Origin of the sequence: Bacillus sp. S14(2024) (genome assembly GCF_050473785.1) — a bacterium.
GTDB classification, from domain to species: Bacteria; Bacillota; Bacilli; order Bacillales; family Bacillaceae_G; genus Bacillus_A; species Bacillus_A yunxiaonensis.
The window spans coordinates 1060540-1075687 of record NZ_JBFLUP010000006.1 but is presented as its reverse complement, the minus strand read 5'-3'; the positions used below and the strand labels follow the sequence as shown (position 1 = coordinate 1075687).

Genomic DNA, 15148 nt, shown 5'->3' with positions numbered 1-15148 from the left:
AATCGTTACACACGGAATTAAATGTAAAACATATAACCACCATTGTTTTCTTCTTCATAGCGTACTAAATCTTCTAATGTTGTACTATCTAGAACTTCCTGCACCGCATCACGAACGCGTATCCAAAGCTGACGCTGTGCTGGCTCTTCTTCATCTAACATTTCTACTACATTAATCGGACCTTCTAATACACGAATGACATCACCAGCTGTAATGTTAATTGGTTGATCCGATAATACATAACCACCATATGCACCGCGTGTACTTTTTACAAGACGAGCATTACGAAGCGGCGAAATGAGTTGCTCTAAATAATGCTCTGATAAATCATGCGCTTGAGCAATTGATTTTAATGAAATTGGACCTTCTCCAAATTTTTTTGCAAGATCAATCATAATCGTTAAACCGTAACGGCCTTTTGTTGAGATTTTCATATATGTTGCACCTCTTTTCAAATCTTTCACTTTTACCTGGCTAGTTATTCTTTTATTTAGTAGGAAGAACACTCTCTGAAATCAAAATCCTTTGAAATTATAGCATAATATAGTATGATAAGAAATTTCAACTTTTCTAACAGAAATGATAACATATAAGTATATCAAATAACTCGGAATTTATAACATAAAGTGAAACTTTAATCAGCCCTCACCAATCGGGCGCATGTTAGCAGTTTATCTCCCATCTAACTTCTGAACGAGCCACTGGAGCTGGACAATGTTTTACCAAATTTCAAGGTGGGAGTATTACTGCCCGCGCATAGCGGGATAAACAATGAACAGTCACTTAAGGAGAGATTATATATGAAGCAACCACTCGCACATCGAATGCGTCCGACCAATATTACAGAAGTTATCGGCCAAGAACATGTAGTGGGAGAAGGCAAAATTTTATGGCGAATGGTACAAGCAAAGCATTTACAATCAATGATTTTATACGGACCTCCCGGAACAGGAAAAACATCTATTGCAAGTGCCATTGCCGGCAGCATCGGTATGCCTTTTCGTCTATTAAATGCCGTTACTCATAATAAAAAAGATATGGAAGTTGTTGTCCAAGAGGCAAAAATGCATCGTCACCTTATTTTAATTTTAGATGAAGTGCATCGTTTAGATAAAGGAAAGCAAGATTTCCTTCTTCCTCACTTAGAAAGCGGACTCATTACATTAATTGGAGCAACGACAAGCAACCCATTTCACGCAATTAACTCCGCTATTCGGAGCCGTTGTCAAATTTTTGAGCTACACGCTTTAACGGAAGAAAATATTTTACAAGGATTAAAGCGCGCTTTAACAGATGAGGAAAAAGGGCTAGGAGAGTACAATGTCACAGTAACAGATGAAGCTCTTCATCATTTCGCAAGTGCATCTGGCGGTGATATGCGCTCTGCTTATAATGCGCTTGAACTCGCTGTCTTATCTAGCTTTACAACAGATAAAGAAACAGTAGAAATCTCGCTTGAAATTGCTGAAGAATGTCTACAGAAGAAAAGCTTTGTACACGACAAAGGCGGCGATGCACATTATGACGTATTGTCAGCTTTCCAAAAATCAGTTCGCGGAAGCGATGTAAATGCAGCCCTTCATTATTTAGCTCGCCTTATTGAAGCTGGTGATATGCAGAGTATTGGCAGACGATTGCTTATTATGGCATACGAAGATGTTGGGCTTGCCAATCCACAAGCTGGGCCGCGTACGCTAGCTGCCATTGAATCCGCAGAACGCGTTGGCTTTCCAGAAGCTCGTATTCCGCTTGCAAATGCAGTTATTGAACTATGCTTATCACCAAAATCAAATTCAGCATATAAAGCACTTGATGCAGCCTTACATGACCTTAGAAATGGACAAACAGGCGATGTTCCCTCCCATTTAAAAGATAATCACTATAAAGGCGCTGAAACGCTCGGTAGAGGTATTGGCTACTTATATCCGCACGATTATCCAAACGGATGGGTTCAGCAGCAATACTTGCCAGATAAAATAAAAAACAAACAATACTATAAACCAAAGAAAACAGGAAAGTTTGAACAAGCACTCGCTTCAGTTTATGAAAGATTGCAACATTCGTATAAAACCGAATCAAAAGGGTAATATAAGCGAAAACGACATGAAATATGGGGGTTTCGCAATGAAAATGCGCCAAGATGCATGGACTGGAGAAGAAGATTTACTTCTAGCAGAAACCGTTTTACGTCATATTCGCGAAGGCAGCACCCAATTAAAAGCATTTGATGAAATTGGCGATCAATTAAATCGAACATCCGCTGCTTGCGGCTTTCGTTGGAATGCAGAAGTTCGGCAAAACTATGAAGAAGCTGTGCAAATTGCAAAAAAACAACGGAAAGAATTGAAGCGGGCACAAGCAACACAGCAAAAACAGCAAATATCACGCTTGAGACCGAAGAAAAGTGTCGTAATTGATGTTGAGTTTTCAGAAGAACTCAGCCCAAATCAGCCATCGCTTACGATGCAAGATGTAATTTCATTTCTTCAAAACGTTGAACAGAACGATCCGCGTGTAGCGAAGTTACAAACTGAAAACGAAACATTACGCCGTCAGCTCGAAAAACTGCGAAATACAAATCAAGAATTAGAGAAAAAGCTTGAAACGTTGAAGAATCAACAACAATCTGTACAAGAAGACTATGAAACACTTGTCAGAATTATGGACCGCGCTCGCAAGCTTGTTATATTAGACGAGCCAAATGAGCATATGGCACCCATTTTTAAAATGGATGAGAACGGAAATTTAGAAATTGTTTCACAATAAAGTGAAACTGCCAGCAATGAGGGGTTATCCTCCGCTCATCTTCCTCACCTCTCTCTGAATCTTGAGGTGGGAGTCTTACTGCTTGTGAATAGCAGGATAAAAAAGAGAGATGCATGTGCATCTCTCTTTTTTATTCTTGTCCTACACGCTTTACTTCTATATCCTTCAAACGTTCACGCACAACATGACTTGCCATAATTAAGCCAGCCACAGACGGAACGAATGCGTTAGAGGAAGGTGGTAATTTCGCTTTGCGAATTTTCGCATTTTCATCTGGAACAATTTCTTTTCGAATGTCTTCACGAATCACAATCGGATTTTCGTCAGAGAATACAACTTTCACACCTTTTTTAATGCCCTCTTTACGAAGCTTCGTACGAATTACCTTTGCAATTGGATCTGTATGTGTTTTTGAAATATCAGCAATACGGAAACGAGTTGGATCCATTTTATTTGCTGCACCCATACTTGAAATGATTTTAATTTTACGTCGCAAGCACTGTTTAATTAAATGAATTTTGAACGTAATTGTATCAGATGCATCCACTACGAAATCTAAACCATGTTTAAAGAACTCTTCGTATGTTTCATCTGTATAAAACATTTCTAATGCGATAACTTCGCAGTCTGGGTTAATGTCTGCAATACGCTCTTTCATTAATTCTACTTTTGAACGACCCACAGTAGAAAGTAACGCATGGATTTGACGATTAACATTTGTAATATCTACAACGTCTTTATCAACTAATACAAGACGACCGACGCCAGAACGCGCTAGCGCTTCAGCTGCAAACGAACCAACACCGCCAATTCCTAAAATACCAACCGTACTATTTTTTAATATTTCAATACCTTCTTTTCCGAAGGCTAATTCATTACGTGAAAATTGATGTAACATGCGGTCTACACTCCTATTACAAAAATGGTCTACCATGTATTCTAGCGTTTTTCCGACTATTTGTATAGAAAAAGTTATATACCAAAACAAAAAATCCTAGATGGAATTAGTATATCCATCTAGGATTCGTTCTTACTTCTCTTCTTTGACTTTTAATTGTAAGTAAAGCTCTTCAAGCTGTGCATCTGCAACTGGGCTCGGTGCTTCTGTTAATAAGCAGCTTGCGCTTGCTGTTTTCGGGAATGCAATTGTATCACGAAGGTTTGTACGACCTGCAAGTAACATAACAAGACGGTCTAAACCTAATGCGATTCCTCCGTGCGGCGGTGTACCATATTCGAATGCTTCTAATAAGAATCCGAACTGCTCTTGTGCTTCTTCTTGCGAGAAACCAAGTGCTTTGAACATTTTTTCTTGTACATCACGCTCGTAAATACGAAGTGATCCACCACCAAGCTCATAACCGTTTAATACAAGGTCATATGCTTGTGCACGCGCTTTTTCTGGTGCTGTTTCTAATAACTCTACATCTTCACGGAATGGCATTGTGAATGGATGATGAGCTGCGAAGTAACGATCAGCATCTTCATCATACTCAAGAAGCGGCCAATCTGTTACCCATAGGAAATTAAATTTGCCTTCATCAATTAACTCAAGTTCTTTACCTAAGCGTAAACGAAGTGCTCCTAAGCTATCTGCAACAACGCTCTTCTTATCAGCAACGAATAATAATAAGTCACCAGCAGCCCCATCTAACGTGCTCATAAGTGCATTTGCATCTTCTTCGTTAAAGAATTTTGCGATTGGACCTTTTAAGCCGTCTTCTTCAACTTTTAACCAGGCTAGCCCTTTTGCTCCGTACACTTTTACGAATTCTGTTAATGCGTCGATGTCTTTACGAGAATATTTGCTCGCTGCACCTTTTGCATTAATTGCTTTTACTTGTCCGCCGCTCTCTACAGCACTTGTGAACACTTTAAAACCACAACTTGCTGCAAATTCTGATAGATCAATAAGCTCCATCGTAAAACGTGTATCTGGCTTATCAGAACCGTAGCGAGCCATTGCATCTGCATATGTCATGCGCGGGAACGGTGCATGAATCTCTACACCTTTTGCTTCTTTCATTACTTTTGTCATCATGCGTTCCATCATTTCTAGAATTTCTTCTTGTGTTAAGAATGATGTCTCAATGTCGACTTGTGTGAATTCTGGCTGACGATCTGCACGTAAATCTTCATCACGGAAGCAGCGTGCCACTTGGTAGTAACGTTCAAAACCGCCGACCATAAGAAGCTGCTTAAATAACTGCGGAGATTGCGGAAGTGCATAAAACTCTCCTTCATGCACACGGCTTGGTACTAAGTAATCACGAGCTCCTTCTGGTGTACTTTTCGTTAAAATCGGTGTTTCTACTTCTAAGAAATCTTCACTATCTAAGAAGTTACGAATTGTTTTTGTTACGTCGTGACGCATTTTAAATGTGTTGTACATAGCAGGACGACGTAAATCTAAGTAACGATATTTTAAGCGAACGTCTTCTGATGCATCTGTATCATCTGTAATCATAATCGGTGGTGTTTTTGCTGCATTTAATACGTTTACTTTCGTAGCTTGTACTTCAATACGGCCTGTTGCCATATTTTCATTAATTGCACCAGCCGCACGCTCAACAACTGTACCTTCTACATGCAGCACATATTCACCGCGAATTGTTTCTGCTATTTCTAATGCTTCCTTTGAAGTCTCTGGACTAAATACAACTTGTACAATACCTGTACGGTCACGTAAGTCAATGAAAATTAATCCGCCTAAATCACGGCGTTTTTGTACCCAACCTTTTAATTGAACTGTTTGTCCCACTGCTTCTACTGTTACTTTTCCACATTCATGTGTTCTTTCAGCCATTTCTGCTCTCCCCCTATACTAATTTCTCTGCTACGTATGAAGCAAATACATCTAATGCAACTTCTTCTTGTTCGCCTGTTGCCATATCTTTTAAGTTGATAATGCCTTTTTCTAGTTCATCCTCACCTAATACAGCAACGTATTTTGCACTTAGACGATCCGCTGATTTAAACTGCGCCTTCATTTTACGATCTAAGTAATCTTTTTCAACCGCTAAGCCAGCCTTCCGAAGATCGAAGACAACTTTTGCAGCGCGATCTTTCGCTTTTTCACCAAGCGCTACAACATAACAATCGATGTTATGAACAATTGGTAATTCAATATTCTCAGCTTTCAGCGCCATAATTAAACGTTCGATACTCATCGCAAAACCAATACCAGGCATTTCTGGACCGCCAATTTCTTGTACAAGTCCGTTGTAACGACCACCGCCGCTTAACGTTGTAATCGCCCCGAAACCTTCAGCCTCACTCATAATTTCAAATACAGTGTGCTGATAATAATCTAAACCGCGCACAAGGTTTGGATCTTTCTCAAATGGTATGCCCATCATTGTTAATAGTTCTTGTACTTTTTCATAATACTCACTTGATTCTTCGTTTAAATATTCTGTAATAGACGGTGCTGTTGCCATCAATTCATGATTGCGATCTTTTTTACAATCTAAAATACGAAGTGGGTTTTTCCCTAAACGAGATTGGCAATCTGCACAAAACTCACCGATGCGAGGCTCAAAGTGTGCGATTAATGCATCGCGATGTGCTTTACGGCTCGCTGCATCACCTAAGCTATTTAAAACAACTTTTATATTCTTTAAGCCCATGCCGCGGTAAAACTCAACAGCAAGCGCAATAACTTCAGCATCAATTGCCGGATCATTACTGCCAATCGCCTCAATTCCAAACTGAACAAATTGACGGTAACGGCCTGCTTGTGGTCTTTCATAACGGAACATCTGTCCAATATAATATAATTTTGTTGGCTGCGTAGCGTCACCAAACATTTTATTTTCTACATAAGAACGTACAACTGGTGCTGTTCCTTCTGGACGAAGTGTTAAGCTGCGCTCTCCGCGATCTTCGAATGTGTACATCTCTTTTTGTACGATATCCGTTGTATCACCAACACCGCGTAAAAATAATTCTGTGTGCTCAAAAATTGGTGTACGAATCTCTTTATAGTTATAACGACGGCAAATTTCACGTGCTTGTCCTTCAATATACTGCCATAGTTCAACAGTACCAGGAAGGATATCTTGCGTTCCGCGTGGGATTTGAATAGACATATTCAGTTCCTCCTCATTTTTTCAATAATAATAAAAATAAAAAAACTCCCGCCTCTACTGATTACACAGTAGGGACGAGAGTATAATACCCGTGGTGCCACCCTAATTGAAGCACGTATGCTTCCACTTTTTTAATAACGCTTAAATTGCGTTCGACCTCTACTGAGCACTAAGCTGTTCAAGACGAAACCTACAGAGTGTCATTCGATCAGTCATCATGCAGAAATGTTTTCAGCCCTGGACATTTCCTCTCTTTTCATGTGTCTCTCATCTACTCTTCTCTATCATCGGTTTATAACATATGTAACTGTAAAAAGACGAATTTGTTTACTACTATACGGTTATTCACAAATGTTGTCAAGGTTCTCAAGAACGTCCAAGGTGCTTCTTTAATGTTTTCACATCTTTTAAAGAAAGCCCAAATTCAGAAGCAAGTTCAAGCGTTGTATTTTGCGATTCTTTTGAAATAAACTCATGAAAATTCACATTAAACAATTGATTCGCTCCGTTAGTAACAGCGTTTCCTTTCTCATTCATACGCATATGCATATCCCTCACATTCAATAGTGGAATTCTAATGACTAGTGTTCCATATTGATGTGGAGGTTATACGCTGTTACAAAAAAGAGAGGAGAACACATCCCCTCTCTTCCACCATCACTATTTACTCTCTACAATTAAAGTCACCGGACCATCATTAATAAGCTGAACGTCCATCATCGCTCCAAATTGTCCTGTTTCTACATGCAATCCTTGTTTGCGAAGTTCTTCGTTAAAGAAATCGTATAAATGTTCTGCATAGTCATGCTTTGCTGCATCCATAAAGTTTGGGCGTCTTCCTTTTCGGCAATCTCCGTATAACGTGAACTGTGAAATAGAAAGAACTTGTCCACCGACATCTAATACAGAATGGTTCATTTTCTCGTTTTCATCTTCAAAAATGCGTAAGTTGGCAATTTTTTCAGCAATGTACGTTGCATCTTTTTCTGTATCTTCATGTGTGATTCCAACTAATAGTGTTAAGCCGAAAGGAATTTGTCCTACAACTTCTCCTTTCACTGTTACAGATGCTTCTTTTGATCGTTGTAAGACAACTCTCATATATATTCACTCCTAATTAATGCATCATGCGGCGCACCGCATAAATTTCTGGAACTCGTTTAATACGTTCCACAACTTTTTTCAAATGCTGTAAGTTATGAATAGAAATAGACATATGAATTGTCGCCATTTTGTTGCGGTCGCTTCTTCCTGAAACAGCCGAAATATATGTTTTCGTTTCTGTTACAGCTTGCAATACTTCATTTAGTAAACCGCGGCGGTCATATCCTGAAATTTCAATATCAACGTTGTATTCAATTTCTTTTTCCGGGCTGCCTTCCCATTCTACATCCAGCAATCTTTCTTGTGCTTCTTCTGTATGAACATTTACGCAGTCTGTACGATGAATCGATACACCGCGGCCTTTCGTAATATAGCCAATGATGTCATCACCAGGAACTGGATTACAACACTTTGATAAACGGATAAGTAAATTATCCGCACCACTTACTTTCACACCAGAATCCCATTTCCGAATTTTCATCGGTTTTCGAACTTCTTTTACTTCCGTTATTTCTTCTTCACGTTGCTTACGGAATTTATCTGTTAAGCGCGTCACAATTTGCGATGCGGTAATGCCGTTATAGCCAACAGCTGCAAACATATCTTCTTCGTTTGCAAAATTAAATTTCTCAGCAACACGTTTTAAGTTATCAGATGCTAATACTTCTTTCATCTCATACTCAAGGCCTCGCACCTCTTTTTCAACAAGCTCGCGACCTTTTTCAATATTCTCATCACGGCGCTGCTTTTTGAAAAATTGACGAATTTTATTTTTCGCATGCGATGTTTGAGCTAATTTCACCCAGTCCTGACTCGGGCCATATGAATGCTTAGATGTTAAAATTTCAATGATGTCACCTGTTTTTAATTTATAATCAAGAGTCACCATCTTACCGTTTACTTTTGCACCAATCGTTTTATTCCCTATTTCAGAGTGAACACGGTAAGCAAAGTCAATTGGAACCGAACCAAGGGGCAATTCCATTACATCTCCTTTTGGTGTAAATACAAACACCATATCAGAGAATAAATCAATTTTTAAGGATTCCATAAATTCTTCTGCATTCGAAGCTTCATTTTGCCATTCTAAAATTTGACGGAACCACGTTAATTTTTTCTCAAGCGTTCCTGTTGTGTCAACCGCTTGTCCTTCTTTATATGCCCAGTGTGCCGCAATTCCGTATTCTGCAATTTCATGCATTTCTTTCGTGCGAATTTGCACTTCAAGCGGATCACCTTTAGGTCCAATTACTGTTGTATGCAGCGACTGATACAAGTTTGCTTTTGGCATTGCAATATAATCTTTAAAACGGCCTGGCATCGGTTTCCAGCACGTGTGAATAATACCTAGAACTGCGTAGCAATCTTTAATACTATTTACCACAACACGAACAGCTAGCAAATCATAAATTTCATTGAATTGTTTATTTTGCATTGCCATTTTACGGTAAATACTGTAAATATGCTTTGGACGACCAGAAATCTCCGGTTGAATCGCCACTTCTTTTAACTTGTCACGAATTTCTGTCATAACTTCATCTAAATATTCTTCACGTTCGGCACGCTTGCGTTTCATTAAATTGACAATACGATAATATTGCTGCGGATTTAAATAACGAAGCGCTGTATCTTCTAGTTCCCACTTAATCGTATTAATTCCGAGTCTATGTGCTAATGGTGCGAAAATTTCCAATGTTTCATTTGCAATGCGACGCTGTTTTTCTTGGGGTAAGTGTTTCAGCGTACGCATGTTATGAAGACGGTCAGCTAGTTTAATTAAAATCACTCGAATATCTTGCGCCATTGCGATAAACATTTTTCGATGATTTTCCGCTTGTTGCTGCTCATGTGATTTATATTTAATTTTTCCAAGCTTTGTGACACCATCAACAAGCATCGCAATCTCTTTTGTAAATTCACGCTCAATATCTTCTAACGTTACCTCTGTATCTTCTACTACATCATGTAAAAAACCTGCAGATACAGTAGACGGATCCATTTGTAAATCAACTAAAATACCTGCTACTTGAATTGGATGAATGATATATGGTTCCCCTGATTTTCGGTATTGCTCACTATGTGCGGAACGCGCAAATTCATAAGCGCGCGCAACAAGATCGATATCATCATCTTGTAAATATTGCCCTGCTCTCTCCAGTACCTGTTCAGCTGTTAGTACTTGTTCATTCGCCATCTAATCACCTTTTATTGAAGATTAATAATCTCTTTCCTTGCCAATTAGAATAATTTTTATTTTACCATTATAACGTAATGATTGGGAATTGTGAAAAGGAAAAGATTTTACAAACATTTCGCTTTGCTTTTTCAACAAATATATAAAAATACCCGATCCTCTCAAAGAGATTCACGGGTACTCCACATGCCGCCCTGTTTACAATTAATATTTTTCTAATACTAATACGTCATAACCGTCTAACATTTTACGGCCATCTAAATAAGTAAGCTCTACTAAAAATGCGATACCTGCAACAACACCGCCAAGTTCTTCTACTAACTTAATTGTCGCTTCAATTGTTCCACCTGTAGCTAATAGGTCATCTGTAATTAATACTCGTTGACCAGGTTTGATCGCATCTTTATGAATTGTTAACACATCTTTACCATACTCTTTACCGTAATCTACTTTAATTACTTCGCGTGGTAATTTACCTAATTTCCGAACTGGTGCAAAACCCACTTCTAATGCGTAAGAAACTGGACATCCAATAATAAAACCACGAGCTTCTGGTCCTACTACAAGGTCGATATTTCTTTCTTTTGCATACGCAACGATTGCATCCGTTGCTGCTTTATATGCTTTTCCATCATTCATTAAAGGTGTGATGTCTTTAAAGACAATACCTTCTTTCGGATAATCCGGTACAATTGCAATATGTTGCTTGAAATCCATATTTATGAATCCTCCTCAAATATAAAAGAATTGTAAATACAAATCCTTTATCCTAACTGTTCTACTTCTTTATGATTACGAATCGTTTCAAACCATGCATATAATTGTTGATATGTGCTATAAACCAGTTCTTTTTCTAATTGTAAATGGTTGATTTTCTCACGATACGTGTTTGATTCGGTTAAATCACGCTTTTTCATTTCTCCTGCCATAAAAATGACACCGTCTTTTATTGTAACAAATTCTAACTCAAAAAACACCTGTGTCATGAAATTTACTGTATCTTTTGACCAACCTTTATGACGGCAAAGTTGCTCTCCGTATTGTCGAAGAGAAAATGGTGCTTTTTGATGTAAAAATGAATAGTACCATTTAAAATGTTCCCTCGTTGGAACCGTACTGAATAAGTGATTGTTTTCTTGATAAAAAACGGTATAAATACGGTCTGGAAATCCTTTTTCACATATAGACTTTAGATCTTCTGTCGCATCTGGTAAATCAAGAACAACAACGTAACGACCTTCTAATATTGTCACATCCTTGGCATGCACGAGATAATCTGTATACGCTTCTAAAGAAAACTTTTGCAATGCCTCTTCTTTAAAATACACGATTGTCAATTTATCACGCGAAAGATCGGCGAGATTTGCTTCTACATTACGCATACTGCGCCAATCAAATAATTGCCAAGCTTCTACAGCAATATCTTGAATCATAATTTGTGGTTTACGGAAATTATTCCATTCATTAATAGAAGCTTCTCCAACGATCGACACGTGCGCTACAGGAGAAATTTCTTTTGCAAATGCACCAAGACCAAAACCGATGCTATCTAATGTCGCTTGTCCATTACGAAGTGTCATTTTCAAATGCGAACCATCAGAACCAATTGCGCGAATACTTTCAAGACCTGCATCCTTCACAGCGATACGCGGCTTTGGATTTCCGACACCAAACGGGGCAAGTTTTTGCATCTCTTCAATTGCAGCAAGCGTTACATCTTCCACTTCACATACTGCATCTACTGCAGTGACTGCAATAAAATCTTCATCTGATAGCTGAACCGCCGCTTGCTCATTTAAGCGTCGGCGCAGTTCATCGACATCATCCATACTAAGAGTCATACCAGCAGCCATTGGATGCCCGCCAAAATGCGGTAAAATGTCCCGGCAATCTGATAAATTAGCATACAAATCAAAGCCTTCAATACTACGGGCTGATCCTTTTGCCGTCCCTTTTTCGGGATCAATGCTTAGTACAATTGTCGGACGATAAAAGCGATCTATGAGCTTTGAAGCAACAATCCCAATTACACCAGGATTCCAACCTTCTTTTGCAAGAACTAATACTTTATTCTCTTCTGGCGGATAATGTGCTTCCACTTCCACAATCGCTTCTTCCGTAATTTGCTTTACAATATCTTTTCGCAATTTGTTCAGTTCATCAATTTCTTGTGCAAGTTCTTTTGCTTCTTCTACATCTTCTGACAATAGTAAATGCACAGCTGGCGTTGCATCTTCTAATCGTCCAACTGCATTAATGCGCGGTCCAATTGCAAAACCAACACTCTCTTCTGTAATGTCACCTTGCGAAATATTAGCAACTTTAAAGAGTGCTTGTAATCCTACTCGCTGCGTTGTTCGCAATTTTTTCAGCCCACGTTGCACGAGTAGGCGGTTTTCACCATAAAGAGGCACTAAATCAGCCACTGTACCAATAACTGCAATTTCTAATAAATGTTCTGGCACACTCCCAAGCAAAGCATGAGCAACTTTAAACGCAACTCCAACACCTGCCAAGTAATGAAACGGATACACACCACCATCTAACTTCGGGTGAATGATCGCTAAAGCTTCCGGCAATTCTGGCGGCGGCTCATGATGATCGGTAATAATTAAATCAACGCCCAGCTCCTTTGCAACCTGCGCCTCGTGAACAGCTGCAATTCCCGTATCAACTGTAATAATAAGTGAGAAACCAGCACGGTGCGCCCAGCGAAACGCTTCTTCATTCGGCCCATATCCTTCTGTAAATCGGTTCGGAATATAAAACTCCACATCCGCTCCAATTTCTTGCAATGCTAAAAATAAAACAGTTGTACTACTAACACCGTCTGCATCATAATCACCAAAAATTAAAATTTGCTCTCCGTTTTGAATCGCTTGGCGAATACGCTCTACAGTACGGTCCATACCTTCTAATAAAAACGGATCGTGAAATTCTTGCTGCTCTGTATTTAAAAAGTCCACAATCTTTTCTTCTGTATCGAATCCTCTATTCAGTAATAGTGAAGTAACAAGAGGAGACAATTGAAGTTTATTTGCCAACTGTCCTACAAGTTCCTCATTAGTATACTTTTCTTTCCAACGCGTCTTCGCTTGTAACAACGAAATCACCCCTTAACCTATCCATTATACTAGACAGACTAAGGGGTGACAATAAAGTGAGACTTCTATTTTGGGAGCGCACTTCTCCCAAAATGGTTAGTCGAACCAATCGGGCTCTTAGGGACAGTTCTCCTCTGCATTCACTACCGCACTACTGTCCCTTTGAGCGGGGTAAAGCGAAACTTCTATTTTTGGAACGCCCTTCTCCCAAAATAGTTAGTCGAACCAATCGGGCTCTTAGAGACAGTTCTCCTCTGCATTCACTACCGCACTACTGTCCCTTTGAGCGGGGGAAAGTGAGACTTCTATTTTTGGAACGCCCTTCTCCCAAAATAGTTAGTCGAACCAATCGGGCTCTTAGGGACAGTTCTCCTCTGCATTCACTACCGCACTACTGTCCCTTTGAGCGGGGGAAAGTGAGACTTCTATTTTTGGAACGCCCTTCTCCCAAAATAGTTAGTCGAACCAATCGGGCTCTTAGGGACAGTTCTCCTCTGCATTCACTACCGCACTACTGTCCCTTTGAGCGGGGGAAAGTGAGACTTCTATTTTTGGAACGCCCTTCTCCCAAAATAGTTAGTCGAACCAATCGGGCTCTTAGGGACAGTTCTCCTCTGCATTCACTACCGCACTACTGTCCCTTTGAGCGGGGTAAAGCGAAACTTCCTTTAGCGCTTTTTGCTAAAGGTTTGTTAAGCCAATCGGGCTCTTACGGGCAGTCCTTCTCCTTGGCGTTCCTACATTCTACTGCCCGTTTGAGCGAGATAAAATGAGACTTCTTTTTGGTCGCCCTTCCCCGAAAATAGTTAGTCGAACCAATCAGGCTCTTAGGGACAGTTCCTCCTCTGTATGAACTACCACTTTATATATTAATCCGGAGAATATGGATTAATATGTACGAAGACGTTTTGCACATGATCTTGCTGCATGAGCACCTCTTTCACATGTTTACCAATGCGATGTCCATCTTCTACCGTAATGTACGGATCAACAGACACTTTAATATCAACAATAACATAGTGTCCATGCTCTCTTGCGTATAGCGAACCTATTTTCTTTACCCCTTCTACTTGCATAACGGCTTCCCTCATCGGAACGATATCTTCTTCATGAAGTACATGATCCAACGTTGTATGAATCGCTTCTTTTCCAATATCCCAAGCCATTTTTATAACGAGTAAAGATACAAATAAACCGGCAACTGGATCGGCATATACAAGCCAATCTACCCCCATTTTACTTCCTATAATCGCCGCTCCAATCCCAATTAAAGCCGCAAATGATGAAAATACATCCGAACGATGCTCATACGCGTTTGCAATAATGGCATCACTTTTTATCCTTTTACCTAACTTATATTTGTAGCGGAACATCCCTTCTTTCACAACAATCGAAAGAAGCACAGCAATCACAGTAATCCAGCGCGGTGGCTCTAGCACTTGTGTAAAAGCTTTAATAGAAGAGATAACAATTTCAATTCCGACAATAAATAAAAGAACAGCTACGATAATCGCTGAGATCGATTCCGCTTTTCCATGTCCATATGGATGATCGTCATCAGGCGGTTGCTTTGCTGCACGCAGCCCAAATAAAACCGCTAACGAACCAATAACATCTGATCCGGAATGTACAGCATCCGCCATAAGCGCTTTACTATTTCCAATATATCCAATAATCGCCTTTATAATTGCGAGTAAAATATTACCAATAATTCCAACAATCGCACCAAACTCCGCTTGTTTAAAACGTTCATCTTTTTCCATAACCGCAATCCTTTCTTTCGCCAACCTATATTTTATCCCGCACTAACGATCAAGCTTAGTGAAATCGAAGAAGAGAAGTGGGGACTAATTTCTCCTAAGTGCCCGATTGGTTCAACTAACCTTCTG

12 protein-coding genes and 1 other annotated feature are annotated in these 15148 nt (G+C 39.5%); of the genes, 2 read left to right on the top strand and 10 right to left on the bottom strand.

What is annotated here, in order from left to right; genetic code table 11:
- Positions 1–17: 17 nt before the first annotated feature.
- Entirely contained in the window at positions 18–434 is a 417-nt protein-coding gene (gene cymR / locus AB1279_RS05710) for a cysteine metabolism transcriptional regulator CymR (protein ID WP_090916825.1), read from the bottom strand.
- A 366-nt stretch (positions 435–800) separates the two neighbouring features.
- On the opposite strand from cymR, the gene AB1279_RS05705 reads away from it, so the two are divergent.
- Together AB1279_RS05705 and AB1279_RS05700 are read left to right on the top strand one after the other, a co-directional pair.
- Complete coding sequence (locus tag AB1279_RS05705; RefSeq protein WP_429758126.1) at positions 801–2087, top strand: replication-associated recombination protein A; 1287 nt, start codon at positions 801–803, stop codon at positions 2085–2087.
- A 37-nt stretch (positions 2088–2124) separates the two neighbouring features.
- A complete protein-coding gene (locus AB1279_RS05700; RefSeq protein ID WP_429758125.1) occupies positions 2125–2766 on the top strand; it encodes an RsfA family transcriptional regulator in 642 nt (213 codons plus the stop codon).
- Between the two features lie 130 nt (positions 2767–2896).
- On the opposite strand, the gene AB1279_RS05695 is transcribed toward AB1279_RS05700, so the two are convergent.
- From AB1279_RS05695 to AB1279_RS05655, 9 genes are all read right to left on the bottom strand, one after another.
- The gene (locus AB1279_RS05695; protein ID WP_429758124.1) at positions 2897–3664 is read right to left on the bottom strand and encodes a tRNA threonylcarbamoyladenosine dehydratase; all 768 of its coding nucleotides are present in this window, start codon (positions 3662–3664) and stop codon (positions 2897–2899) included.
- A 132-nt stretch (positions 3665–3796) separates the two neighbouring features.
- Positions 3797–5572, bottom strand: a complete 1776-nt coding sequence (gene aspS, locus AB1279_RS05690) for an aspartate--tRNA ligase (RefSeq protein ID WP_429758123.1) — start codon at positions 5570–5572, stop codon at positions 3797–3799.
- A 13-nt stretch (positions 5573–5585) separates the two neighbouring features.
- Positions 5586–6857 carry a histidine--tRNA ligase gene (gene hisS / locus AB1279_RS05685; protein ID WP_429758122.1) on the bottom strand — a complete coding sequence of 424 codons (1272 nt, stop codon included), beginning with the start codon at positions 6855–6857 and terminating at the stop codon, positions 5586–5588.
- 67 nt (positions 6858–6924) lie between these two features.
- Positions 6925–7154: a binding site (T-box leader), on the bottom strand.
- Positions 7155–7223: 69 nt separating this feature from the next.
- The gene (locus AB1279_RS05680; protein WP_429753756.1) at positions 7224–7400 is read right to left on the bottom strand and encodes a hypothetical protein; all 177 of its coding nucleotides are present in this window, start codon (positions 7398–7400) and stop codon (positions 7224–7226) included.
- A gap of 117 nt (positions 7401–7517) precedes the next feature.
- A complete protein-coding gene (dtd, locus tag AB1279_RS05675) occupies positions 7518–7958 on the bottom strand; it encodes a D-aminoacyl-tRNA deacylase (protein ID WP_429758121.1) in 441 nt (146 codons plus the stop codon).
- Between the two features lie 16 nt (positions 7959–7974).
- Positions 7975–10155, bottom strand: a complete 2181-nt coding sequence (gene relA / locus AB1279_RS05670; RefSeq protein ID WP_429753754.1) for a GTP diphosphokinase — start codon at positions 10153–10155, stop codon at positions 7975–7977.
- Between the two features lie 204 nt (positions 10156–10359).
- Positions 10360–10872, bottom strand: coding sequence for an adenine phosphoribosyltransferase (locus tag AB1279_RS05665; protein WP_230574794.1), 513 nt, complete (start codon positions 10870–10872; stop codon positions 10360–10362).
- 47 nt (positions 10873–10919) lie between these two features.
- A complete protein-coding gene (recJ, locus tag AB1279_RS05660; protein WP_429758120.1) occupies positions 10920–13259 on the bottom strand; it encodes a single-stranded-DNA-specific exonuclease RecJ in 2340 nt (779 codons plus the stop codon).
- 869 nt (positions 13260–14128) lie between these two features.
- Positions 14129–15022, bottom strand: a complete 894-nt coding sequence (locus tag AB1279_RS05655; RefSeq protein ID WP_429754433.1) for a cation diffusion facilitator family transporter — start codon at positions 15020–15022, stop codon at positions 14129–14131.
- Positions 15023–15148 lie beyond the last annotated feature (126 nt).